This is a genomic window from Gottfriedia solisilvae (assembly GCF_002128405.1).
GTDB lineage: Bacteria > Bacillota > Bacilli > Bacillales > Bacillaceae_G > Gottfriedia > Gottfriedia solisilvae.
This window is the reverse complement of record NZ_NETJ01000001.1, coordinates 567,137-591,755: the sequence shown is the minus strand read 5'-3', so window position 1 is coordinate 591,755 and position 24,619 is coordinate 567,137. Positions and strand designations below refer to the sequence as shown.

The window sequence follows — 24,619 nt, the reverse complement described above, 5'->3', positions numbered from 1 at the left end:
AATGGAGGAAAATTTATGTGTCATCAAAAACGAATCAGAGATTATGGTGTGAAAATAGGGAAATTAGAAACTGGTAAACAAAACGCAATTTCTGACGTTGAAGGGATTACGGTTGGTCATGTTACGCTCAGTGATGGGGACATTCAAACAGGTGTAACAGCAATCCTTCCTCACCAAGGGAATATTTTTAAGGAGAAGTTAATTGCTTCAACACATATCATTAATGGATTTGGGAAAACGATGGGAACAATCCAAATAAATGAACTAGGTACATTAGAAACACCAATTATTTTAACAAATACCCTAAGCATTGGTACAGCTGCTGATGCATTAATCGAATACATGCTAGATCATAATCCGGAAATAGGAAGAACGACGGGAACTGTTAATCCAATAGTTTGCGAATGTAATGACATGCATTTAAATGATGTACGAGCTAGACAAATTACAAAAAATCATGTTATAGAAGCTTTAAGCAATACATCAACAAATGTTACAGAGGGAACAGTTGGAGCAGGTACTGGAATGCTTTGTTATTCATTAAAAGGTGGTATTGGTACATCTTCAAGACTCATGAATATGGAACATGGGACTTATACAATGGGCGTCTTGGTATTAACTAATTTTGGTATTTTGAGTGATTTAAAAGTAAATGGAAAGGCTGTTGGCGAAGAATTAAGTAATGCAATTCTTAAATCACGAGAGGAACAAGACAAAGGGTCGATTATTATCATAGTAGGAACTGATCTTCCAGTGTCAGAAAGGCAGCTAAATAGAATCATAAAAAGAGCAATTACAGGGCTTTCGCGTACGGGTTCAATTATAACAACTGGTAGTGGAGAAGTAGTCATTGGATTTTCAACTGCTACTAAAATACCACATGAAAAAACCACTCAATGTATTTCAATTCCAGTTATCCATGAAGAAGATATTGATTTAGCCTTTAGAGCAATTGGAGAAGCTACTGAAGAGGCTGTTTTGAACTCTTTAGTAACAGCAACACATGTTGTTGGAAGAGATGGAAATGAAAGACCAGCTTTTAAGGATTTATTATCTTTGCACAATATTCACCTAATCTAGTAATCATTCAATTACCGAACTTAATTATATTTTAAAACTTTCAAAAAGAGGGAAGATATGTTTATTTCAGTTACGAGATTACATTTAAAAGGAAGAAGAATGTTACCACTATTTTTTTTACATACATTTCAATCAAATCAGCAATTAAAAAAATCAGAGGGCTTAATACATTCTTCAGTAAGAAATGAGAATTTATTGACATACTGGACTCTAACTGTTTGGGAAAATAAAGAATTTATGAAAAAATACCGAAATAACGGGAATCATTTAAAAGCTATGAAAATATCAAGAAACATTGCAGATGAATTAGAGAAAATAAATTGGGAAATTGAAAATGAAAAAATTCCTAATTGGAAGGAATGTATGGAACAATTACATCAACATTATGGAAGATAAGTGTATCGTCTTTACCTATAGCATAAAACATAAAACCCTTGAAACCATTAGGTCCAAGGGTTTTTGTCATTAGGTCAAAATATATTGAATAATTTTAAATATGGAGTTGTTCTAAATTCGTTTTGATCTACACTATCAAAAATATCGGATCTAGGAATATGAAGTATATTGGCTGCTTCTTGTTCATCAATATCCAGGTCATTCATTATGTTAGTTATTTTAGAATCTAATCTATATCCCAATTTTGTCAACTCCTTTCATTAATACAGTTTTGACAATAAATTTTTATTGAATACAAATTTAAATGAATTGTCATGATTTTTTCATGTGGTTGAAATGAAAGTCGATTATTCTAAACATGGGATCAGTCACTATGTAATTATTGAAGGAATAGGTTAATAGCAACTTAAAATTTTTTCAAAAATATTTTTTGAGACTATTACTGAATGGACACATTTTGAAGGATGCATTAATAAAATAGAATATATTGAAATAAAGGAGGGGTGTAGGATGTTTGAAATCTATAATGTAGCAGTCATTCCACTCATCATAGGAATCGTAGAATTATTTAAAAGAGGCGGGTTACCAGCAAAATACGCTCCATTTGTAAGTGTATTCTTTGGCTTACTCTTTGGCATCTTTTATATAGCAAGTAATATTAAAGAGGGTATTGTAGTAGGGTTAATGATTGGATTATCAGCTACTGGACTATATAGTGGTACGAAAAATGTGATCAATAAACCAGAAGAAAAGTAAGTCAGCAGCCAATTTGGTTGCTTTTTTTATTTGGTAATTCTTTAAAAGATTACATTCTTAAATAAGAGAATAAATTGTTTTAAATCAGTGATGATTGTGAAAAAATGATAAGTAGATTACTATTAAATAAATAAGTGTATTGTTAAAAAAGGAGTTTATACATGGCGAACAATTTATCACATATTGAAAAAAGTGAATTAACGAAATATATCCCACCTAAAGGGGAATTTACAAAATTTTTATCTGATGAAGACTATTTAGAAAAAGGTCAATTGTGGGGACTTTTTAATAAGAATCCAAAACATGAATTTTTATTTAAAGGGCAGGATTATCAACGAATCGTTAAAATTGTCGGGTATGAGACTTACGGTGTCACAGCTGAGTACCATACAATCATTATTGAATTTGAAGATGGAAACTTATCGAGCATCCATCCAGCGTATTTAAAAGAAATGCAGTCTCCAAATTTCAAAAAGGTTTATATAGTAGATGAAAATGCAAGCAAACCTACTGAAGTAAAGAGTGAAAATCCTAAGCCAAAAGAAACGAAAAGTACATCTACTACTAAGGCTTCAAAAGAGAAAAAAGAAACAGTAACAATTGTTCTACCAACAGAAAAATCTCACTTCAATGGTACTGTTAAGGAGTTTTCAACAAAATATAATCATTTTAATGATAGTGAAGAAGAAATTGTTATTTGGGAAAATGTGATTGTTAAAGGCGATACTGAATTAACGATTGGTGATGCTTGGTGCTCCCTTAGTAAATCCTTGAAAGCAGCTGAATTAGAAGTTGGAAATTCTTATCAATTTGATGGTAAAGTTGTTGATAAAAAATTAAATAAAGAAGTGAAATATAAGTTAAATAATCCTTCAAAAGTAGCAAAACTTTCATAAAAAAAACCGCTGAACATTTTTAAAATGTAATCAGCGGTTTTTTTATGTACATAAATTAAGTTACTTCCTTTGATTCTATTTTTCTTTGTTTGAGTAGAAAAATAGCTAGACCAATTAAAATAATAGAGATTCCAATTCCTTGCTGTAAGGAAATGATTTCATCCAAAATAAAGTAAGCCAGGATACATGTTCCGATTGTCTCCCCTAAAATACTCATTGAGATTACAGTAGTACTTAACCATTTTAAAAGCCAATTAAAAATGGTTTGACCTAAGATTGTGGCAATAAATGCGATACCGACAAATGACCACCATGTTTGTTTTGAGTAATTGAAGAAGGGCTCATTGAGTGAAATTGCATAAATACATAAGAATAAAGCGCTACTTGCATAACCAATAATTGAATATGGTACAAGTGAAAGTGTCTTACGAAAATGTTGACCAACAAAGAAATAAGCAGTAATGACACCAGCAGCAATAAAAGCTAAAATATCACCTAACAAAGCTTGGCCACTAATCTGAAAATCTTGCCATCCAATAACAATACTTCCGGCAATTGCAACAACACATCCGATTATAGCTCCAAAACTAAAGCGTTCCTTAAATAAAAAATAGCCACCAACCATTGAAAAAAGTGGCTGTAAAGTTACAATAACGGTCGAACTTGCTACAGAAGTGTAATGTAGTGATTCAAACCATAATGCATAATGAGTGGCTAAAAATAATCCTGATAATAACCCGAGACCCCATTGTTTTTTTGACAAGGATTTCAATTCCTGTTGGTTCTTTTTGCTTCCTATTAAAAAAGGTAATAGAATCATTGCTGCAAAAAGCATCCGATAAAATGCGGTAATCGAGGCTGGTGCATCTGCTAATTTCACAAAGATTGCAGAAGTAGATAGTGCAAATACAGCAAAAAATAAAAAGGCATATGATATAAGTGGTGATTTCAAACGTTTCCCCCCAATTAGTGTTCGTTTACAAGTTTACTATTAAATTAGTATAGAATATTTATAGAATTTAAAAAAGTATTGGATTTATTAGTATTGTAAATTAGTACGACGATCATCTTTATTTTTTTATTGCATGGATGTAAATGCTTTTTATGTAATAATGTACAAAAAAACCCTAATACTGTTTTAGTAATAGGGAACTTTGTTTAAACAATACTTGTTATATAATCTATGATTGAAATCATCATTGAATGACGACACCAGTTCCGATTGAAACTCTGGATGATAAATCCAAAACATCACGATTTTGCATTCTTATACAACCATGAGAAACATCATGACCAATTGAAGCGGGATCATTTGTTCCATGGATGCCGTAATGTGGTCTTGAAAGCCCCATCCATAATACCCCAAAAGGTCCTCCTGGATTTGGGTCCTTATTGATGATTGTATATGTGCCAGCTGGAGTAGGTGTCACCATTTTACCAACGCCAATCGGGTATGTTTTTATTAGTTGACTACCATCAAAAAGTTTTAGTTGATGTCGAGACGTAGATATATGAATCCAAATGCCCAAATTGATCAGCTCCATTTTTCATTAGTATATGAAGTCGATTAGGCAAGTGTTCACATGTGAAAATGGAGTATCATTAATATATAGGCAAAACAAAAAGCCTACTTCGAATGTAGACTTTTGATGTATTATAGTAACAATAGTAGAATTTGTTAGTTCGTGATATTTAACTTTTTCAAATAAAGATAAAACCAATAGGCGATTGTAAAAGGAATTACGTAGGACAAAATCGTCCAATATATACTCCATCCATTTCCGTAATTTACATTTTCCGCAATCAGGTAGCCGTATTCTAGACCTGTTGTAAGTAATGACAGTACGATAATAAATACATAAGGATGTTTGTATTTCTTTATAAAGTAAATTAAATAGCATCCAAAAACAGGATAGAGTCCAATATTAAAAGGCATCTCGGATAATGGGTGATCAAATGGCTGTACTTTCCAAAGTTCAAAATAGATTCCAATATCATTAATTGTATATGCAAGAAAAGTTCCAAATGGAGCGATGAGAACTAAAAGAGTTTTATCTTTAAGGTTTAGATGAAATATAAAAATAATCCATGGAATTACAAATCCAACGATCCAATTTAATGCCATACGTTCTCATTTCCTTTTTATTTTATCTTTACCTTTTTTGTATATATTTAAACTTTGGAGATGAGTATTCATAAAGGGAAGGTATTTTCCGAGTTTAGTAATATTCAGGGATTGCCTTAAGATTTCATTGGAGTACTTACCAATAGGGTAAATATACACTTTTCTAATAAAATGACTTATTCTATTTAGAAATTTAATAGAGCAGTAGAGTATAAGCAAAATCATGAAATGAAAAAAAACAAAAAGGATATGAATTGAATGGAAATTAGACTAGCTACAATACTTGATTTAAAAGAAATCATGTTTATTGAAGAAGAAGTCATAAAAAGCAATTGTAGGGAAGCTGAGATTAGAAATTCAATAATACATAATAGATGCGTAGTATGTTGTATTGATGAAAGGATCTTTGGATTCCTTATCTATCATCATCACTTTTTTGGCCAATTTTTTGTTGAGTTAGTTATTGTGAGTCCAAGGAAGAGACGTAATGGAGTTGCAAAGAGCTTGTTAAGATATATAGAAGAAAACTGTCAAACTAGTAAAATATTTTCATCTACAAATCAATCAAATCAGCCCATGCAAGAAGTATTTAAAACGCTAAGTTATGTAGAGAGTGGAATTATTAACAATTTAGATGAAGATGATCCAGAAATTATCTACGTAAAATTTATTTAATGAATAAGTTTAAAAAAGAAAATAAGTAGGTTTGTAAGAATACTTATTTTCTTTTAAATCTCAAATAGTGAATTCAAAATAAGGTTCATCTTGATGCGAGTCTTCAAAATATTTTGTTCCTTTATCAATAAAACCTACATTTTTAAGGATCTTTAAGGAGCCAATATTTTTAACGTCAGCAGAAGCGGTAATCAGTTTGACGCTACCGTGATGTTTAGCAAGGTCTAGACAAGCTTTAACAGCTTCGGTTGCATATCCTTGTCCCCATGAGTTTTTATTAAAATGGTAAATTAATTCTACAGTTTCCATATTCCCAGAAATATTAAATCCTGCAGCACCAATAATACTGCCTGATTTCTTTTCTTCCACAGCATAAACCGATAAACCTGTCTTTTCGTGGCATTTACGATATCCGACTATGATTTGAGATAATAATTCCTCAGTCGTAGCACCACTGCAAAGGGCCATAACATCTTCATCACCCCAAAAGAATTTCGTTGCTTCAAGATGTTCATCTTCAAATATTCGTAGCATTAATCGTTTCGTTTCATAAAGTACAGTCATCACTATAGATCCCTTCACTTATTATTGAAATTAATGTATTCCTTTTAATAATTCTTCTAAACATGTCACAACTCCTATTATTTGAAACAATAAGATTAATAAATAAATGAAAGTTTTAGAAAACTTTTATTGCTTTTATTCTATTAATCTATGTGAAATGAATAGAATGTATAAAAACTCCAATCATATTTGGGGAGGAGAGGGCTAGGTTATGGATTTTAAAAAGGAATTCATTTTAAAAACAAAAGAAATTTATAAAGAGACAGTATCAGAGAATCATGCCTATAGTAAACTGTGTAATAAATTCGAATCATATTTTACTGATTTGAAAGAGTCCTTAAAGAAAGAAATAGAAGCAGCAAATGGTGAGTTAGATATACTGATTGATGAATATGCGTATACAAAAGTAGTATTTTTCAATAGAGAGCTGGAAATTAAAATTGATGAACCATTAATTGAAGTTCTAGTTAAGTATTATGATGAAATTACGAATGAGAATATAGAAAAAACGATTGATATAATTGAATATAAAGATGGTGTTTATAATTCTCAGGTGTTTCAATCTTCAATTACAAGAAATATCATTGATAATTATTTAGCAGTAGCTTTCCGTGAAGATTTAGAAAAAAATGTATCAAAAAAGGAGTATTAGTTAGGGGAGTTAAAAGTTAAATTTAAAAAACTGACAAAAAAACAAAGAGCATGGATTGCCAAGCTCTTTGTTTTTTTGATTAAGTTTAAAGTTTCTTTACGTTAAACCTTAAAACTGTTTTTAGTTTTTCTGAAGGTGTTTTTCGAGCGTCCGAAATATAGATTTCTTTATGTGTTTTTTCAAGTCTTTCTAAGTTGTTTTGAGAACAAAATTGTTCCATTAAAGCAAAAGTAGCCGGTTCAAGATCATAACTTCCATTATGCATCGCTTGGACACATAGACCTTCTGTTATTGTTTCAAAACCTACTTTATCCATCTCAAGTTGGGACTTTTTTTCTTTAACACTATTTACGGCAATCTCAAAAACTTCTTGTGTTACAAAATCTGGTTGTCTGATCATTAATTTGTAGACGAGATGGTCTTTATTTAAATAATCCAATTTTCTTCCTTCTTCATCTAAATCCCAGAATCCTTCCAATGGAAATACAGTATATTCATAAAAACCATTAGGCGTAATACCTTTTTTGGGCATCATTCTTACAGCATAAGACAATGAATACAAAGCTTCAATACACTTTGTGAACTGTTCAGAATTCGGATTACCTGTTCCATTAATTGTGAAATATTTCATTGCTGGTAGATCAATAACTTCAGGATTATTTTTTGGTAGATAAATATCTTTTAAATGTTTTCTCCATTCAAACTTACTCATGATTAACCCCTTACTATGAAAAATTCGTATCTATGTGAAAGATGTAAAGATAATAAAAAGGCAATCACATATTATGTCATTGCCTCCAAATTCATTAATGATATGTACGGTATACGCCAATAACTTTACCTAAAATAGAAACTTGTTTTAGTAAGATTGGTAGTAGAGCGTCGTTTTCTGGTTGTAGTCTGAAATGATCACTTTCTTTATAGAAACGTTTAACCGTTGCCTCACTATCTTCGGTCATAGCTACAACAATTTCTCCATTTTCAGCAGTAAATTGTTTTTTAACAATTACTAGATCACCATTTAAAATTCCTGCATTCATCATACTGTCACCTTCAACTCGAAGCATAAATACTTGTTCATTTGCAGGTGCAACACTAGTTGGTAAAGGAAAATACTCTTCAACATTCTCAACTGCAGTAATAGGGATACCGGCAGTAACTTTCCCAATCACAGGAATATTCATGATGTCACTGTATATTTCACTGTAAACAGCTTGAGCTTCATTTACAACAGGGTTACTATCTCCAAGAATTTCAATAGCACGTGGCTTAGTTGGATCTCGGCGAATAAATCCCTTTTGTTCTAATCTTTCTAAATGTCCATGAACAGTAGAACTAGAAGCTAGTCCAACAGCTTCAGCAATTTCTCGAACTGAAGGCGGATAACCTTTAACTTTTACTTCATCCTTAATATACGCTAGAATTTCAGCTTGTCTTTTAGATAACTTATTCACGTAAATTTCCCCCTTACCTGTAAAGTAGATAATACGTTCCTCTTTATTTTTTTAATTATATCATGATAGGATAATATATACAAACGTTAGTTCGTTTTTTTCGGAAAGTAGTTTTCATGTTCGTATGGGGGTATCAACTAATGAATGCAATTATCTATGCAAGAGTAAGTACAGCTAAGGATTCACAAGAAACATCACTGCAAAGACAAGTAGTTGAGCTGTCTGAACTAAGTGAGCGGATGGGAATGTGTATTCTTAAAACAATAAGCGAACAAGCAAGCGGTTATGTTGTGGAAAGAGATGGTTTAATAGAATTATTTGAGTCCATTAAAGAAAATAAAGTAGAAGCTTTATTAATTCAAGATGAAACTCGTCTTGGCCGTGGACATGCTAGAATAGCCATATTGCACTTCTTAAAAAAAGAGGGGATCAAGCTTTTTACATCATCTCAAAATGGTGAATTTCAATTAAGTGAAAGTGATGAAATGGTACTTGAGATTTTAAGTATTGTAGAAGAATATCAAAGAAAAATACATAATATGAAAATAAAACGAGGTATGAGAAAAGCTGTTGAAAATGGTTATAAACCCGAAAGAAACCTAGAGGGTAGCATAAATGGTGGGGGACGAGAGAAGAAAGAATTGCCAATTACTGAAATCGTTCGTTTACGTCAAAATAATCTAACATTTGAGGAAATTGCAGCTACTTTAAGAGGATTTGGCTATGATGTTTCTAAAGCAACTGTTAATAGAAGATATAATGAGTACATTGGTGAAATCTCAAAGATTGAAAGCTAAGCAATTTTAATGTAAGATATGATAATTGAATCGTATCATTCAATGAGAGGAGAAGGTAAGATGGTTTCACCTAAAACTTTAAATAGGATCAATGAATTATCAAAAAAGTCTAAAGCTGAAGGATTAACTCCGGATGAAAAAATAGAGCAAGAAAAATTAAGAAAAGAATATTTAGCTGATTTTCGTTCTCGTATGGTAGATGAATTAACTTCTATTAAAATAGTAGACGAGAAAGGTAACGATATTACACCTGCAAAGTTAAAAATTGCAAAAGCAATTCGAAAAAGAAATTTACACTAAGCGGAAATATTTATTTCTGCTTTTTTTCTATTTTATGACAAGAAGTTCTAAAAATTGTTAAAACTAAGTGATAGATATTGTAATAAATCATACGAAACTATATGATAATATTTATGAATAAGCTAAAGGAGCGAAATTTATGTCTAATAATATTGAACAATTAGCAATTAATACGATTCGTACTTTATCAATTGATGCGATCGAAAAATCAAACTCAGGTCACCCTGGAATGCCTATGGGTGCAGCACCAATGGCATATGCATTATTTGCAAAGTTTATGAATCACAATCCAAAAAATGCAAAATGGTTTAACAGAGACCGATTTGTGTTATCAGCAGGTCACGGTTCAATGTTACTATATAGCATGCTTCATTTATCAGGATATGAAGTTACTATCGAAGATATTAAAAACTTCCGTCAGTGGGGTAGTAACACGCCAGGTCATCCAGAATTTGGTCATACACATGGAGTAGAAGCAACAACTGGACCACTAGGACAAGGTATTTCAATGGCAGTTGGTATTGCATTAGCAGAACGTCATTTAGCTGGTACATATAATAAAGAAGATTTAAATGTTGTAGATCATTTTACATATACAATTTGTGGTGATGGAGATTTAATGGAAGGTGTTTCAGCTGAAGCAGCTTCATTAGCTGGACACTTAGGATTAGGAAGATTAGTCGTTCTTTACGATTCAAACGATATTTCTTTAGATGGTGAGTTAAATCGCTCTTTCTCTGAAAGTGTTGAAGATCGTTATAAAGCATATGGCTGGCAAGTTATTCGTGTAGAAGATGGAAATAATTTAGATGAAATTAACGCTGCTGTTCAAAAAGCACAGCAAGAATTATCTCGTCCAACTTTAATTGAAGTAAAAACGACGATCGGTTATGGTTCTCCTAATAAATCGGGTAAATCTAAATCTCACGGTGAGCCACTAGGTAAAGAAGAAACACTTTTAACAAAGCAAGCTTATGCATGGGGATATGAAAATGCATTCCATGTACCAGAAGAAGTTTATGCTCACTTTAATGATGTAATTGTTGAAGCTGGTGCGAAAAAAGAAGCAGAATGGAATGCTACATTTGCTAAATATGAAGAAAAATATCCAGAACTTGCAGCTCAATTAAAGAATGCAATTGAAGGTAATATTTCAACTAATTTAGAAGATGCACTTCCAAAATATGAATTAGGTAAGAAAATTGCGACTCGTTCTTCATCAGGTGAAGCAATCAATGCAATCGCGAACGTATTACCAAGCTTCTTTGGTGGTTCAGCGGACTTAGCTGGTTCTAATAAAACATATATGAACGGTAAAGGTGACTTTACTAGAGAAAGCTATGATGGACGTAATATTTGGTTTGGTGTACGTGAATTTGCAATGGGAGCTGCATTAAACGGAATGGCGCTTCATGGTGGACTAAACGTATTTGGAGCTACTTTCTTTGTATTCTCTGATTACTTAAAACCAGCAATTCGTCTTGCTGCTTTAATGAACTTACCTGTAACTTATGTATTTACTCATGACAGTATTGCTGTTGGTGAAGATGGACCAACTCATGAGCCAGTAGAGCAATTAGCTTCATTTAGATCAATGCCAAACATTAATGTAATTCGTCCAGCAGATGGAAACGAAAGTTCAGCTGCTTGGAAAATTGCTGTAGAGGCAAAAGATACACCAACTATGTTAGTTCTATCTCGTCAAGATTTACCTGTTTTAGAAGGTACGACATCTGATGTGTACGAGAAAGTATCTAAAGGTGCTTATGTAATTTCACCAGCTAAGCAAGATAAAGTTGATGTAATTTTAATTGGTGCAGGTAGTGAAGTGCAATTAGCTGTAGGTGCACAAGAAAAATTAGCAGCTCAAGGTATTTCAGCTTCAGTTGTATCAATGCCTTCAATGGATTTATTTGAGAAACAATCTGAAGAATACAAACAATCAGTTCTTCCTAAAGAAGTGACTAAACGTATCGCTGTTGAAATGGGTTCTTCATTTGGATGGCATAAATATGTTGGATTCGAAGGAGAAGTACTTGCAATCGATACTTTCGGTGCTTCAGCTCCAGGTGGATTATTAATGGAGAAATTTGGCTTCACTGTTGATCATGTTGTTGAAGCTGCCAAAAAAGTTTTAGGCTAATAGGTCAAATAAATTAAAAATGTAAACGAAAAAATAATATTCGACAAAACTAGTTGATATTCTATTCCTTAAAAAGACAAATATTTTAGGTGAAATTCTATATAATTTCCTTACAGATAGTTGTTAGGAGTGGACAAGTTATGAGAGAATATAAAATATATTTAATAAGTGAACCACTTTCTATAGAATTTTATGGAAGAGAGCATAAAATATATCAACTAGTGAACGAATATTACTACTCGTCAAAAGAATTGAGAAAAATAATTGAAAAACAATTACAATATATTACAGAACCAATACCTTTATTTGAGCTACACACATTTATTCGCAAAAATAATCCTTATCAAATCTACTTTCATGAAGAAACCGGAGAGTATCTTCTAGAACTAGCTGACGGTGCCAAAGCGCAGCTAAAAATGAATCCAGGTGAATTAATTTTGTATGCAAATGGCAGCTTAGATGCTGAAACGATCTTCTTTGAACTCTTAAGGAAATTTCGCTCTACGTTTATTGCAATAGATGTAAAGGATGAAAGATTTGGCTGGCTAAGACCAATTGCGTACCAAAAGTATATTTAATAAGATAAAAATGCATAATGCTCTTGTATTAATAGGTTTGTTTTAGTAAAATTGTTCTAGATGATTTTAAGGAGGAAGCAATAAATATGTGGTTATATATTCTAGTCGGAGTACTAGCATTAGTTGCTGGTGTAGCGATTGGATTTTTCATAGCTCGTCAATATACAATGAACTATTTAAAGAAAAATCCACCAATTAATGAACAAATGTTAAAAGTTATGATGGCACAAATGGGTCAAAAACCTTCACAAAAGAAAATTAATCAAATGATGAAGGCTATGAACAACCAAAAGTAATTAGTCTAGATTTAGATCTTATTGCTAGAATTGAGAACATTCTTCTTGTTAGACATGATCAAAATTGCAATAATATCTCATCAATCAAACAACTAATCCAAAACCACTTTTCATTGGTAATGATCCAATGGAGAGTGGTTTTTTTAGTTGTTTTTTAAATGTCATTTTCTACTTCATTTTCCAGAGCACAATCATTCCTTTTCTCTCTTGAATAAGATGTTTCGAAAAGGGAGTGTGTAGCTTGAATTGGAAACCAATCATTTTTATTCTCATATCAGTTGTATTATTGTTTTCTATAATCTTCGGAGTAATGAGCAGTAAAGAAGATTCGTCTCGAAAACATGAAAAGCAGGAGCAAAAAGGTCCTTCTACTAAATCTTTTTATTGGGGAGTTGACTCTGCTTCAAATACAACTAACCAATTTTTAACTTGTGTGAAAAAAGAGTTTGGAACACCTGAGGTTTGGGGTAGATATCTTGGCACGAAAGAAGACGTTTCTAAAGGAATTACTAAAAAAGAAGCAGCTTTATTACATTCAAAGAAAATAAAAATCTTATTAATCAATAATCAATTTGTGTCAGCAACAGGGTACAAAAACGGTGTAAAGCAGGCACAAGTCGGTGTGAAGCTAGCAAAGAATTTAGATGTACCAAAAGGAACAGCAATATTTGCAGACATTGAACCAACTTATGAAGTCGATGCTGAGTTTATAAAAGGGTATTACGATGAGATGAAAAAGATGGGATATGTATCAGGCCTCTATGGTGTGTTTGATAATGGGCAAGGTTTATCGAAAGCATATAAACTAGCTGCAAAAGATAATAGCAGATTAAGTAAAGAAACGATTCTCTGGACTGCATTTCCACAACGAGGTGTAACTTCAAAAACAAAAGCACCAGAATTTTCAGCTGGTGGACCAAGTGAGGCTAAAATTTATGGTTGGCAATATGGATTAGATGCAACTGATTGTAATATTGATACAAATTTATTTAAAGGTGAACTAATCAAATATCTATGGTAGATTATCTATCTCTTGATAAATGCACAAGCAGTGAACTGTTTGTGCATTTTTAAAATCTTTCTTTGAACAATTTTTTTTATGTTATAATTGACCCTTAACTGTAAAGTATTCATAATATTTGTTAAAATCAAACTATGTGTTAATTACGGGGGTGAGGAAATGTCAGTCTTTAAAGATTTACTATGGTTTTTTAAACAAGAAAAAAGAAGTTATATCTGGGGTATATCGCTACTAATTATTGTTGCATTATTAGAGCTTTTACCTCCGAAAGTCATTGGTTTTGTTATCGACGAAATGATAAAAAAATCACTTAGTGGCAAGACATTATTCTTCTGGGTAGGATTAATTTTCCTAAATGGACTACTACTATATTTATTTCGATTTTTGTGGAGAAGATTAATTTTTGGCTCTTCATTAAAATTAGCAAAACAACTTAGAGATAATTTATATCATCACTTTACAAAAATGTCGCCAACTTTTTATCAAAAAAATCGTATTGGAGATTTAATGGCCCATGCGACTAATGATGTTCAAGCTGTTCGAGAAACGGCCGGTGCGGGTATTTTAACTTTTGTTGACTCGATTATACTAGGTGGATCTGTGTTAGTCATGATGGCAGTATCAATTAGTTGGAAACTTACTTTAATTAGTTTATTACCACTACCAATCATGGCCATTTTAACGCAATACTATGGAAAACTATTACATCAACGATTTCATTTAGCGCAAGAAGCTTTTTCTGAATTAAATAATAAAGTACAAGAAAGCATGAGTGGTTTAAAAGTAATCAGAAGTTTAGGGCAAGCAAAAGAAGATATTGGTGCTTTTAAAAATCAAGCCGACGTAGTTGTTAAAAACAATATGAAGGTTGCAAGAATTGATGCCTTATTTGATCCGACAATTATGCTTGTTGTTTCAATTTCATACTTAATTTCGATTGTTTATGGTTCAAGATTAGTCATTTCAGATGACATTACAATTGGACAATTAATCACTTTTGTTACATATTTAGGAATTTTAATTTGGCCTATGCTTGCAATAGGTTGGTTATTCAATATTGTTGAACGAGGGAGAGCTTCTTATGATCGTATTCGCTCTTTATTAAGTATTGAAGCTGAGATTAAAGATTCCGACCAAGCGTTACAAAAACTTGCGATGGGTGAAATACACTATGCAATCGATTCATTTACATATAATGAGGAATCCAATTTTAAGTTAAGTGATATTCATTTTCGTGTAAAAGAAGGTCAAACGATTGGTATTGTTGGAAAGACAGGGCAAGGAAAGACGACATTATTAAAATTATTGTTAAGAGAATATGATGTCAATCAAGGAAGAATTTCTGTTGGGGATATGAATATTAAAAATGTGAGCTTACATGCATTAAGAGAGCATATCGGATATGTACCTCAGGAGCATTTTTTATTCTCAAGTACCGTGAAAGAAAATATTGCTTTTAGTTTCACAAATGCAACAGATGAAGATGTTTATAAAGCTTCTGAAATAGCAAATATCCACAATGATATATTAGATTTTACAGAAGGTTATCAAACAGTGGTTGGAGAACGAGGTGTTTCTCTTTCTGGCGGACAGAAACAAAGAATTTCAATTGCTCGATCATTAATTAAAAATCCAAACATTTTAATTTTGGATGATTGTTTATCGGCAGTAGATGCAAAAACAGAAGAGAAGATACTTCGTTCATTAAAAGATGAGCGTGATGGGAAAACAACCTTTATTACTTCTCATCGTATGAGTGCTGTAATGCATAGTGATTTAATTATTGTACTAGATGAAGGTAAAATCATTCAGCGTGGTAAACATGAGGAATTAGTTCAAATAGATGGTTGGTATAAGGAAATGTTTGAAAGACAGCAATTAGAAGAACTTGTTCAGCAAGGAGGGAGATAAATGGAACAAGAATTAGATATTTCAAGGCAAAAGAAAGACTTATTTCGTTTACTTTCATTTTTAAAAAAATATAAAGTTCTACTTTTCTTCGCATTTGTATTTTTATTCCTTGCAACTGCTTGTGAAATGTACGGGCCAATATTAGTGAAGAGATTTTTAGATGATCATTTAATGAAACAGTACTTTCCAAAAGATACCATTCTTATGCTGTTCTCTGTGTATGTTGTATTAATGATTGGAAAAATTGTTTTATCTTATCTTCAATTATTAATGTTTCAACAAATTGCTTTTAAAGTAGTTCAAGATATTCGTATGAAAGTTTATGAACATGTTCACTCGTTAGCCTTTTCATTCTTTGATAAAACACCAATTGGAAGCATAGTCTCTAGAATTACGAATGATACAGAAGCAATCAAGGATTTTTACGTAAGTGTTTTAGCAACATTTATTCAGCAAATCGTCTTTTTAGTCGGTATTATTATTGCGATGTATAGTTTGGATGTAAAACTTGCTTCAATTTGTTTAGGTTTAGTGTTTATTGTGTATTTTGTCATTCTCACATATCGTAAGAAGAGTTTTCCATTTTTTATGGAAACAAGAGGACAATTAAGTAATTTAAATGCAAAACTGAATGAGCATTTGCAAGGTATGTCTATCATTCAAGCATTTAATCAACAAAAGCGTCTTCAAAGTGAATTTGAACATGTAAACGAGTCACATTACCAAGCAGGCGTTAAAACAATCAGACTAGATTCATTATTTTTAAGACCAGCAACTGATTTAATTTACACGATCGGTATTATGTTTGTTTTAAGCTTTTTTGGAGTTGCTTCATTTAGTAATCCTGTTGAAATTGGAACTGTTTATGCATTTGTTAGTTATTTAGAAAGATTTTTTGAACCAATAACACAAATGATGATGAAACTTTCATTACTGCAACAAGCAGTTGTTTCTTCTGCAAGGGTGTTTGATTTAATGGATGAAGAGCAAAAAGCCCCTGTACAAGAAGGTTCGAATTCACCGAAAATCGTAGAAGGTAGTATTGATTTTAGGAATGTTTCTTTTGCATATGATGGTGTGCATAATGTCATTCATGATTTGTCTTTTTCTGTTTTACCAGGGCAATCAGTTGCTTTTGTAGGGCATACTGGAAGTGGTAAATCGACTATCATGAACTTATTATTACGCTTTTATGATGTGAAAAATGGAGAAATAAGAATCGACGCTCAAAAACTATCTACTTTTCAAGAAAGTGAATTACGTTCTAATATCGGATTAGTTTTGCAAGACCCTTACTTATTCGTAGGAGATATTAAAGGGAATATTTCAATGTATAATGACACCATTAGCGAAATGGATATGAAGGAAGCAGCGGAATTAGTAAGAGCAAATGAATTTATTGAAAAATTACCAAATGGATATGATGAGGCAGTAGTCGAGCGAGGTTCAACCTTATCTAGTGGTCAGAGACAGTTAATTACTTTTGCAAGAACGATAGCGGCGAAACCAACTATTTTAATTCTTGATGAAGCAACAGCAAATATTGATAGTGAAACGGAAGAAGCCATCCAAACTGCATTAACAGCAATGAGAAAAGGAAGAACGACAGTCATAATTGCTCACCGTTTATCTACGATCCAAGATGTTGATTGTATTTATGTACTCCATAAAGGAAGAATAGTAGAATCAGGAAACCATCAAGAACTTCTTGCTAAGCAAGGGTTGTATTACAATATGTATTTACTGCAAAATAAAGGGTCACTTCAATTAGCAGAGTAAAAGTAACCTAGTTTAATAGATATGCTAGAAATGAATTAAGTACATCACTTTTCAAAAGTGGTGTATTTTTTTTGAAGTAATTTAGGTTAGGTGAATGGTCCTTTTATGTAGTAATGTAAGAAATTTAGATTCATGTACATAATAGCATTGGAGAAAAATTCATTTTTTTGTAATATTCTTTCTTGCATTTTTGTAATTGAAAACGATATAATTAAATTATGAAACACCGTTCCACGATACGGAACATTGCATAAACGTATTGGAGTGTGATAATAAAAAAACAAAATTATTCAATTTTCACAGTTTGATAAATGTTGATAAAGATGTAACCGTTTTATTTTTGGTTGTTTCACTTAATAGAATTACCTTTTTTTAAGGGTGAAATAAAAGGAGATGCTAATTGTGGAAATAAGATACTCAACACATCCGGATCACGCGAAAACATTTAATACTGAAGAAATTCGAAAGCACTATCTAATTGAAGAATTATTTGTCCCTGGAGAAATCAAGCTTGTATATTCGATGGAGGACCGAACGATTACTGGTGGAATTACCCCAATAAATGAAATGATCTCTCTTGAAGGATATGACCAAATCAAAGCAGCTTACTTCTTAGAGCGAAGAGAAGTTGGGATATTCAACGTGGGTGGATCAGGGAAAGTTATTGTTGATGGTGAAATTTATGAAATGGAAAATAAGGATTGCTTATATGTAGGATTAGGAAAGAAAGAGTTATTATTCTCGAGTGACTCTAATGAAAATCCAGCAAAATATTATTTATTCTCTGCACCTGCTCATAAAGAGTATCCAACTCAGCAAGTAGCGTTTAAAGATATTGAAGGTGAGCGCTTAGGGTCACTTGAAAATGCAAATGACAGAGTGATTCGCCGAATGATACATAATGAAGGGATTCAAAGCTGTCAGGTTGTGATGGGAATGACACAATTAAATACGGGCAGTGTTTGGAATTCAATGCCGACTCATACGCATGACCGCAGAATGGAAGTGTATCTATACATTGAATTAGATGAGAATGCGAGAATGTTTCATATGATGGGCGAACCAACAGAAACACGCCATATTGTCATGAAAAATGAACAGGCTGTTATTTCACCTCCGTGGTCCATTCATTGTGGAACTGCAACTAGTAATTATACATTTATTTGGGCGATGGCAGGAGAAAACAAAACCTATAATGACATGGACCAGGTCGCTATGGATCAGTTGCGATAGTTAGATTTATAGATTACTAGTTACATACAAAGCTTGATAAGTTAATGAAACTTTTTAAGTTCAATATAAGTATAAATTCAAATTGAGAACAAGGAGTGCATTTGAAATGAGTTTAGACAATTTTTCATTGGATTATTTTGCCTTAAATGAAAAGGTAGCGATTGTAACTGGAGGTAATACAGGTCTTGGCCAAGGCTACGCAGTTGCACTGGCAAAGGCCGGAGCAGATCTCTTTATTGTTTCACATGATTCTTCTTGGGATGAAACGAGAGAACTAATTGAAGGTACTGGAAGGAAAGTTCACTTTTTTCAAGTAGACCTTACAGTTAGAGATAATATAAAAAAAATCGTAGACGAGTGTTTAACAGTATACGGTAAAATCGATATTCTAGTAAACAACGCGGGAACAATTCGCAGGACACCATTACTTGAATATAAAGCAGAAGATTGGGATGCAGTCATGGATATTAATTTGAATGCTGTATATTTTTTAAGTCAAGAGGTTGCTAGAGTAATGGCAAAACAGGAAAGCGGTAAAATTATTAATATCGGCTCGATGCTGTCTTTCCAAGGTGGTAAATTTATCCCACCATATACTGCGAGTAAACATGGAGTTGCAGGCCTTACGAAAGCATTTGCAAATGAATTAGGACAATATAATATTCAAACGAATGCAATTGCTCCAGGTTATATTGCAACAGCGAATACTGCACCGATTCGTGCTGATGAACAAAGGAATGCAGAAATACTCTCTCGGATTCCAGCTGGCAGATGGGCTTCACCTTCTGATTTAATGGGTGTTGTCGTTTTCTTAGCAAGTAAAGCATCAGACTATATGAATGGACATATACTTGCCGTCGATGGCGGATGGTTAGCACGTTAAAATAAACAAAAATCTTTGGATGAGTTAATTTCTATTATTAATAGATTGTAAGACTAATAAGAGAAGCCAATTGCTTAAGCGATTATAACTGGGAAGATGCATCAAGAAACTATGTTTTTCATTACATTCATTAAGGAACTACACTAGTAGGTTTTATTACGAAACAAAACTCGGGTGTCAATTTCTTTTGCTTGAATTACCAAATATAAAGAAAAGGTAAGGTGTGCAATGATGAAAATCTTGAAGACGATTGAAAAGATTCCAGGGGGGCTAATGTTGGTTCCTTTATTCTTAGGTGCGATTATTCACACTCTAGCTCCAAAATCAGGTGAATATTTCGGTTCATTTACAAATGGGTTAATGACCGGTACAGTACCGATTTTAGCAGTTTGGTTTTTCTGTATGGGTGCGGGTATTAATATTAAAGCAACAGGGACGGTATTAAGAAAATCGGGTACACTTGTCATAACAAAGATAGCGGTTGCATGGGTTGTAGCGATCGTTGCTTCCTTATTTATCCCTGATGGAGGTATCCAAACTGGATTTTTTGCAGGATTTTCAGTACTTGCTTTGATTGCAGCTATGGATATGACTAATGGTGGACTTTATGCTTCCATAATGCAGCAGTATGGGACGAAAGAAGAGGCAGGAGCTTTTGTCTTAATGTCACTTGAATCAGGTCCACTTGTAACGATGTTAATACTTGGTACAACTGGATTAGCTGCTTTTGAACCGCATGTTTTTGTAGGAGCTGTATTACCTTTCTTAATTGGTTTTATTCTAGGTAATCTAGATCACGATTTACGAGATTTCTTCAGTAAAGCAACACATACGATGATACCATTCTTTGGTTTCGCCTTAGGGAACTCAATCGATTTGACCGTTATTGCGAAAACTGGTGTAGCAGGAATTGTCCTTGGCATTCTTGTAATTGTTGTAACAGGTATTCCATTAATGCTCGCAGATAAATATATTGGTGGTGGAAATGGTACAGCAGGTCTTGCTGCTTCAAGTACGGCTGGTGCTGCAGTTGCAAACCCAATGATCATTGCTCAAATGAAGCCGGAATTTCTTCCTGTAGCAGAATCTGCAACCGCTTTAGTTGCTGCATCCATCATTGTCACATCGATTTTGGTTCCTATCCTCACAGCTTATTTTTCACAATTTATGAGTAAAAAGAATGGACAGACACCAACAAAAAAACACAGTGCAACTGCAATTTAAATAATATATTAAATTGGTTTATTTTTTGAATTAGTCTAGCAGTCAATAATGTATTGATCTATTCATTGCATGTATACTAGCATACTACCAATTATTAACTGAATTTTTAAAAAGTATCTAATTTGATTCTACTAAGATTATGAAAAGAGCTTTTATAGACTAAGAGTTACATATAGCAGGCGTTATTTTACAAGGAGGATTGAAATGAGCAGAATTATTACTGGTGGAGAACCGATGGCCCTGTTTGTAGCGGATCGAGTTGGTTCTCTAGAAGAGGCTGAGCATTTTAATAGGTTTGTTGCAGGAGCAGAGGTCAATTTCTCAATCGGAATGTCTCGTTTAGGACATCAAGTTACTTATATTTCCCAATTGGGGATTGATCCATTTGGCAAATATATTGAAAAATTTCTTCAACACAATGGAATTGATACATCGAACGTAACTTTTGCTTCAGATTACCAAACAGGTATGCAGTGGAAACAAAAAGTATTAGAAGGCGATCCAGAAGTGTTTTCAGCTCGAAAAAACTCTGCAGCCTCACATATGGGAACTGAAAAAATTTCAAATTTTGACTGGACTGGTTATGATCATATTCATTTGACAGGAATTCTACCATCTCTATCCTCTAGCTGTAGAGATATGGTTTACGAACTTATGAATGAAGCTCGAAAAAAAGGTGTACAAATTTCATATGACCCTAATTTACGACCAGGACTTTGGAGTGACAAACAGGAAATGGTTCAGGTGATTAATGATTTAGCCTGCTTAGCTGATATTGTACTTCCTGGAGTTAATGAAGGACAATTACTAACTGGAAGAAAAGATGTACATGAAATAGCTGATTACTATCATGCAAAAGGTGTAAAAACAGTAGTGATCAAACTTGGTGCAAGTGGTGCATTTACAAGTTCAGAAGGAGTGCAATTCTTTACTGAAGGTTTTCCTGTTGAGAAAGTGGTCGATACTGTTGGTGCTGGAGATGGTTTTGCCGTTGGGGTAGTAAGTGCGATCTTAGAAGGTCTTCCACTTAAGGAAGCAGCAAGACGTGGAGCAGCAATCGGTGCATTAGCTGTCATGTCTCCAGGAGATAATGATGGTTTACCAAGTAGGGAAGTACTTAATACATTTATGGAAAAACAAATATCTACTTTGAAATAAATTAAAGAATTCTCTAAAGATTGGCTTTAGAGAATTCTTTTTAAATCAACTTCCTATGTACCCAAGGTTTCTTGATATGTCTAGAGAGCAACGTTTCATCTTTTCTATTAATGTTTCGTTTATAAATTCCATCGTAACACGGTTTGTTGGACCAGAAACGCTAAAACTTGCTACGATCTTTCCTTTGTGATTAAAGATTGGAAAAGCGATACATCTAAGAAACGTTTCATTTTCAGCATTATCTAATCCATAGCCTTGTATTTTTACCATTTCTATTTCTTCTAAAAATTTTTCTTTCGAAGTAATCGTGGTAGGTGTCTTAGGTGTAAAGTCTATATTCGAAATGATTTCTTCAAAATGGTTTTGGTCCATATCTGAAAGCAAAACTTTACCCACGGCTGTACTATACATTGGTGCCCGACTTCCTATACGGGAAAACATTCGAATTGTTTGGTTACTTTCAATTTTATCAATATAAATAACTTGACCACTATCTTCAATACATAAGTGAACAGTTTCGTTGACTTCTTGAGATAATTTTTCTAGATATTGTTTGGCTATGTTCACAATGTTCGAGTTGTTTAATAGGTTTCTAGAAAGAAAAAGAACTTGTAATCCAAGTTTATACTTATCAGTTTCTAAATCTTTCACCACATAATTCATATTAGATAAAGTAGCTAAAAGTCTATGTATGGTACTTTTTGTTAAACCGACTTGCTCTGATAATCGTGCAATTGATATACCATCTGGATACTCAGATAGTTTGTTTAATATAGTTAACGCTCTTTCGAGTGATTGAACATTAGAGATAGGATTCACCTTCTTACATTGAATATGGGGTCTCATTTTGAAACGCCGTTCTAATATATGATACGACATGGTGAAAGTTTTGTAAAACGAATAAAAAGAATGAGAACAGTATGAAAGTATTGATAAAGTAAGCATGTTTTCCTCAATTTATTTTATTCAAAACTAGTAAACTTTTAAAATCAACTATAAATAGATAGGGAAGTGTGACGGACATGATGAACAAACAACATATATTAACAAAAATTACTGAATGTGGGGTTGTAGCCGTAATAAGGGCTAATTCAAAAGATGAGGCTATCAAAATCTGTGATGCTTGTGTGGAAGGCGGAATCAAAGGAATAGAGGTTACGTTTACAGTTCAAGGGGCTGATGAAGTAATTAAGAAATTAGCAACTTCTTACGAAAATAATCCGAATGTAGTCATTGGTGCAGGTACAGTTCTTGATTCGACTACTGCAAGAATTGCAATTTTAGCAGGTGCTCAGTTCATCGTTAGTCCTGCATTTGATCTTCAAACAGCTCGATTATGTAATTTATATCAAATTCCTTATATGCCCGGATGTATGACGATTACTGAAATCAAAGATGCACTAGAAGCAGGAGTAGATATTGTGAAATTATTCCCTGGTAATGCATTCGGACCTGAGATCGTGAAGGCGATAAAAGCCCCGTTACCACAAGTTAATATTATGCCAACAGGTGGAGTAGATTTAGGGAATATTGAAGAATGGATACAGAACGGTTGTGTGGCTGTTGGTGTTGGTGGAAACTTAATTGCCCCTGCAAAGACAGGTGATTTTGACCAAATAACAATCATTGCCAAGCAATATGTTCAGAAGGTCCAAGATGCACGAGGTCAGAATACAACGGATATTGAAATAGGTATGGGAGTAGGTCAATAAAGATACTTTCAAAAGCAAAGTTGTCAGGCTATGTTTTAAAAACTTTTGATAAAGATGAATAGGAGGGAAATTTGATGCAAACGAGTTTAAAAGACACTTCTAAATTATATAATGGTGTGGAAATGCCTTGGATAGGTTTAGGTGTATTTAAAGTGAATGACGGAGAAGAAGTCGTACAGTCTGTGAAAGCTGCTTTAAGAAATGGGTATAAAAGTATTGATACAGCGGCCATATACGGAAATGAAGAAGGTGTTGGTCAAGCTATTAAAGATAGCAATATCCCCCGTGAAGAGTTGTTTATTACAACAAAACTTTGGAATTCCGATCAAGGATATGAATCAACTTTAAATGCTTTTGAAACAAGTCTTCAAAAACTAGGTTTAGATTACCTGGACTTATATTTAATCCATTGGCCAGGAAAGGATAAATATAAGGAGACATGGAAGGCATTTGAAAAGCTATATAAAGATGGACGTGTGCGTGCAATTGGAGTTAGTAACTTCCAAATTCACCATTTAGAGGATCTAATCAGTTCTTCAGAAATTAAACCAATGGTAAATCAAGTTGAATATCATCCACATTTAACACAAAGTGAACTACTTTCTTTTTGTAAAAAAGAAGGAATTCAGCTTGAAGCGTGGTCACCGTTAAAACAAGGGCAATTGTTAAAGGATCCAACGCTTGAAGAAATTGCTCGTAAATATAACAAGTCAGTTGCACAAGTTATTCTGCGCTGGGATTTACAAAACGGAGTTGTCACAATTCCAAAGTCGATTAAAGAACATAGAATCATAGAAAACGCTAATATTTTTGATTTTTATTTAGAAGATGAAGATATGGAACGAATCAGTGGATTAAACATCGATAGTCGTGCCGGTTCACATCCTGATACGATGAGTATCGGCTTTTAATCAAAAAAACTTCCAACCTTTTATTGGCTGGAAGTTTTTTTCTATATTATTTGATATTTCCACATCGTGTGGACC

Annotated in this window: 28 protein-coding genes; 20 read left to right on the top strand and 8 right to left on the bottom strand. The window is 33.1% G+C overall.

Annotated elements, in window-relative coordinates; all coding sequences use genetic code 11:
- Positions 1 to 15 precede the first annotated feature (15 nt).
- A complete protein-coding gene (locus CAB05_RS02910) occupies positions 16 to 1,080 on the top strand; it encodes a DmpA family aminopeptidase (protein WP_087998309.1) in 1,065 nt (354 codons plus the stop codon).
- Between the two features lie 57 nt (positions 1,081 to 1,137).
- Positions 1,138 to 1,476, top strand: a complete 339-nt coding sequence (locus CAB05_RS02905) for a DUF3291 domain-containing protein (RefSeq protein ID WP_087998308.1) — start codon at positions 1,138 to 1,140, stop codon at positions 1,474 to 1,476.
- A 74-nt stretch (positions 1,477 to 1,550) separates the two neighbouring features.
- Here the strand turns inward: CAB05_RS02905 and CAB05_RS22015 are convergent, their stop codons facing one another.
- Positions 1,551 to 1,718, bottom strand: a complete 168-nt coding sequence (locus CAB05_RS22015) for a hypothetical protein (RefSeq protein ID WP_158093164.1) — start codon at positions 1,716 to 1,718, stop codon at positions 1,551 to 1,553.
- 268 nt (positions 1,719 to 1,986) lie between these two features.
- Here CAB05_RS22015 and CAB05_RS02900 point away from each other — a divergent pair, with 268 nt between their 5' ends.
- Together CAB05_RS02900 and CAB05_RS02895 are read left to right on the top strand one after the other, a co-directional pair.
- A complete protein-coding gene (locus CAB05_RS02900; RefSeq protein WP_087998307.1) occupies positions 1,987 to 2,232 on the top strand; it encodes a hypothetical protein in 246 nt (81 codons plus the stop codon).
- A 161-nt stretch (positions 2,233 to 2,393) separates the two neighbouring features.
- Positions 2,394 to 3,128 carry a hypothetical protein gene (locus CAB05_RS02895; RefSeq protein ID WP_087998306.1) on the top strand — a complete coding sequence of 245 codons (735 nt, stop codon included), beginning with the start codon at positions 2,394 to 2,396 and terminating at the stop codon, positions 3,126 to 3,128.
- Between the two features lie 55 nt (positions 3,129 to 3,183).
- Here the strand turns inward: CAB05_RS02895 and CAB05_RS02890 are convergent, their stop codons facing one another.
- The 3 genes from CAB05_RS02890 to CAB05_RS02880 all read right to left on the bottom strand — a co-directional run bounded on the left by CAB05_RS02890 (position 3,184) and on the right by CAB05_RS02880 (position 5,253).
- Positions 3,184 to 4,080 carry a DMT family transporter gene (locus tag CAB05_RS02890; protein ID WP_087998305.1) on the bottom strand — a complete coding sequence of 299 codons (897 nt, stop codon included), beginning with the start codon at positions 4,078 to 4,080 and terminating at the stop codon, positions 3,184 to 3,186.
- 244 nt (positions 4,081 to 4,324) lie between these two features.
- On the bottom strand, positions 4,325 to 4,657 hold the full coding sequence (locus tag CAB05_RS02885; protein WP_087998304.1) for a L,D-transpeptidase: 333 nt from the start codon (positions 4,655 to 4,657) through the stop codon (positions 4,325 to 4,327).
- Positions 4,658 to 4,806: 149 nt separating this feature from the next.
- A complete protein-coding gene (locus tag CAB05_RS02880) occupies positions 4,807 to 5,253 on the bottom strand; it encodes a hypothetical protein (protein ID WP_087998303.1) in 447 nt (148 codons plus the stop codon).
- 258 nt (positions 5,254 to 5,511) lie between these two features.
- Here CAB05_RS02880 and CAB05_RS02875 point away from each other — a divergent pair, with 258 nt between their 5' ends.
- Positions 5,512 to 5,928 carry a GNAT family N-acetyltransferase gene (locus tag CAB05_RS02875; protein WP_087998302.1) on the top strand — a complete coding sequence of 139 codons (417 nt, stop codon included), beginning with the start codon at positions 5,512 to 5,514 and terminating at the stop codon, positions 5,926 to 5,928.
- Between the two features lie 60 nt (positions 5,929 to 5,988).
- Here the strand turns inward: CAB05_RS02875 and CAB05_RS02870 are convergent, their stop codons facing one another.
- A complete protein-coding gene (locus CAB05_RS02870; protein ID WP_087998301.1) occupies positions 5,989 to 6,492 on the bottom strand; it encodes a GNAT family N-acetyltransferase in 504 nt (167 codons plus the stop codon).
- A 211-nt stretch (positions 6,493 to 6,703) separates the two neighbouring features.
- Here CAB05_RS02870 and CAB05_RS02865 point away from each other — a divergent pair, with 211 nt between their 5' ends.
- On the top strand, positions 6,704 to 7,144 hold the full coding sequence (locus CAB05_RS02865) for a hypothetical protein (RefSeq protein ID WP_087998300.1): 441 nt from the start codon (positions 6,704 to 6,706) through the stop codon (positions 7,142 to 7,144).
- An 85-nt stretch (positions 7,145 to 7,229) separates the two neighbouring features.
- Here the strand turns inward: CAB05_RS02865 and CAB05_RS02860 are convergent, their stop codons facing one another.
- Both CAB05_RS02860 and lexA read right to left on the bottom strand, forming a co-directional pair.
- Positions 7,230 to 7,856 carry a GyrI-like domain-containing protein gene (locus CAB05_RS02860; protein ID WP_087998299.1) on the bottom strand — a complete coding sequence of 209 codons (627 nt, stop codon included), beginning with the start codon at positions 7,854 to 7,856 and terminating at the stop codon, positions 7,230 to 7,232.
- A gap of 94 nt (positions 7,857 to 7,950) precedes the next feature.
- A complete protein-coding gene (gene lexA / locus CAB05_RS02855) occupies positions 7,951 to 8,598 on the bottom strand; it encodes a transcriptional repressor LexA (RefSeq protein ID WP_087998298.1) in 648 nt (215 codons plus the stop codon).
- Between the two features lie 140 nt (positions 8,599 to 8,738).
- On the opposite strand from lexA, the gene CAB05_RS02850 reads away from it, so the two are divergent.
- The 12 genes from CAB05_RS02850 to CAB05_RS02795 all read left to right on the top strand — a co-directional run bounded on the left by CAB05_RS02850 (position 8,739) and on the right by CAB05_RS02795 (position 21,921).
- Positions 8,739 to 9,395, top strand: coding sequence for a YneB family resolvase-like protein (locus CAB05_RS02850; protein ID WP_087998297.1), 657 nt, complete (start codon positions 8,739 to 8,741; stop codon positions 9,393 to 9,395).
- A 60-nt stretch (positions 9,396 to 9,455) separates the two neighbouring features.
- Entirely contained in the window at positions 9,456 to 9,695 is a 240-nt protein-coding gene (locus tag CAB05_RS02845) for a DUF896 domain-containing protein (protein ID WP_087998296.1), read from the top strand.
- 139 nt (positions 9,696 to 9,834) lie between these two features.
- Positions 9,835 to 11,838: a transketolase gene (gene tkt / locus CAB05_RS02840; RefSeq protein WP_087998295.1), complete on the top strand. Its 2,004-nt coding sequence runs from the start codon at positions 9,835 to 9,837 to the stop codon at positions 11,836 to 11,838.
- 140 nt (positions 11,839 to 11,978) lie between these two features.
- Positions 11,979 to 12,416 (top strand): sporulation inhibitor of replication protein SirA, encoded by a 438-nt coding sequence (sirA, locus tag CAB05_RS02835; protein WP_087998294.1) that lies wholly within the window; start codon positions 11,979 to 11,981, stop codon positions 12,414 to 12,416.
- Between the two features lie 80 nt (positions 12,417 to 12,496).
- The gene (locus tag CAB05_RS02830) at positions 12,497 to 12,712 is read left to right on the top strand and encodes a YneF family protein (RefSeq protein ID WP_087998293.1); all 216 of its coding nucleotides are present in this window, start codon (positions 12,497 to 12,499) and stop codon (positions 12,710 to 12,712) included.
- A gap of 232 nt (positions 12,713 to 12,944) precedes the next feature.
- Positions 12,945 to 13,733 (top strand): glycoside hydrolase domain-containing protein, encoded by a 789-nt coding sequence (locus tag CAB05_RS02825; RefSeq protein WP_235821349.1) that lies wholly within the window; start codon positions 12,945 to 12,947, stop codon positions 13,731 to 13,733.
- A gap of 159 nt (positions 13,734 to 13,892) precedes the next feature.
- The gene (locus CAB05_RS02820; protein ID WP_087998292.1) at positions 13,893 to 15,644 is read left to right on the top strand and encodes an ABC transporter transmembrane domain-containing protein; all 1,752 of its coding nucleotides are present in this window, start codon (positions 13,893 to 13,895) and stop codon (positions 15,642 to 15,644) included.
- Positions 15,645 to 17,423: an ABC transporter ATP-binding protein gene (locus tag CAB05_RS02815; protein ID WP_087998291.1), complete on the top strand. Its 1,779-nt coding sequence runs from the start codon at positions 15,645 to 15,647 to the stop codon at positions 17,421 to 17,423.
- A 402-nt stretch (positions 17,424 to 17,825) separates the two neighbouring features.
- Positions 17,826 to 18,656 carry a 5-dehydro-4-deoxy-D-glucuronate isomerase gene (kduI, locus tag CAB05_RS02810; protein WP_087998290.1) on the top strand — a complete coding sequence of 277 codons (831 nt, stop codon included), beginning with the start codon at positions 17,826 to 17,828 and terminating at the stop codon, positions 18,654 to 18,656.
- A gap of 106 nt (positions 18,657 to 18,762) precedes the next feature.
- Positions 18,763 to 19,539, top strand: a complete 777-nt coding sequence (gene kduD / locus CAB05_RS02805; RefSeq protein ID WP_087998289.1) for a 2-dehydro-3-deoxy-D-gluconate 5-dehydrogenase KduD — start codon at positions 18,763 to 18,765, stop codon at positions 19,537 to 19,539.
- 231 nt (positions 19,540 to 19,770) lie between these two features.
- Complete coding sequence (gene kdgT / locus CAB05_RS02800; RefSeq protein ID WP_087998288.1) at positions 19,771 to 20,763, top strand: 2-keto-3-deoxygluconate transporter; 993 nt, start codon at positions 19,771 to 19,773, stop codon at positions 20,761 to 20,763.
- 204 nt (positions 20,764 to 20,967) lie between these two features.
- Positions 20,968 to 21,921, top strand: a complete 954-nt coding sequence (locus tag CAB05_RS02795) for a sugar kinase (protein ID WP_087998287.1) — start codon at positions 20,968 to 20,970, stop codon at positions 21,919 to 21,921.
- Between the two features lie 45 nt (positions 21,922 to 21,966).
- Here the strand turns inward: CAB05_RS02795 and CAB05_RS02790 are convergent, their stop codons facing one another.
- Entirely contained in the window at positions 21,967 to 22,767 is an 801-nt protein-coding gene (locus CAB05_RS02790) for an IclR family transcriptional regulator (RefSeq protein WP_235821348.1), read from the bottom strand.
- 179 nt (positions 22,768 to 22,946) lie between these two features.
- Between CAB05_RS02790 and CAB05_RS02785 the strand changes: the two genes are divergently transcribed.
- Both CAB05_RS02785 and pgoN read left to right on the top strand, forming a co-directional pair.
- Positions 22,947 to 23,633, top strand: a complete 687-nt coding sequence (locus tag CAB05_RS02785; protein WP_087998603.1) for a bifunctional 4-hydroxy-2-oxoglutarate aldolase/2-dehydro-3-deoxy-phosphogluconate aldolase — start codon at positions 22,947 to 22,949, stop codon at positions 23,631 to 23,633.
- Between the two features lie 74 nt (positions 23,634 to 23,707).
- Positions 23,708 to 24,544 carry a glyoxal/methylglyoxal reductase gene (pgoN, locus tag CAB05_RS02780; RefSeq protein ID WP_087998286.1) on the top strand — a complete coding sequence of 279 codons (837 nt, stop codon included), beginning with the start codon at positions 23,708 to 23,710 and terminating at the stop codon, positions 24,542 to 24,544.
- Positions 24,545 to 24,619: the final 75 nt, after the last annotated feature.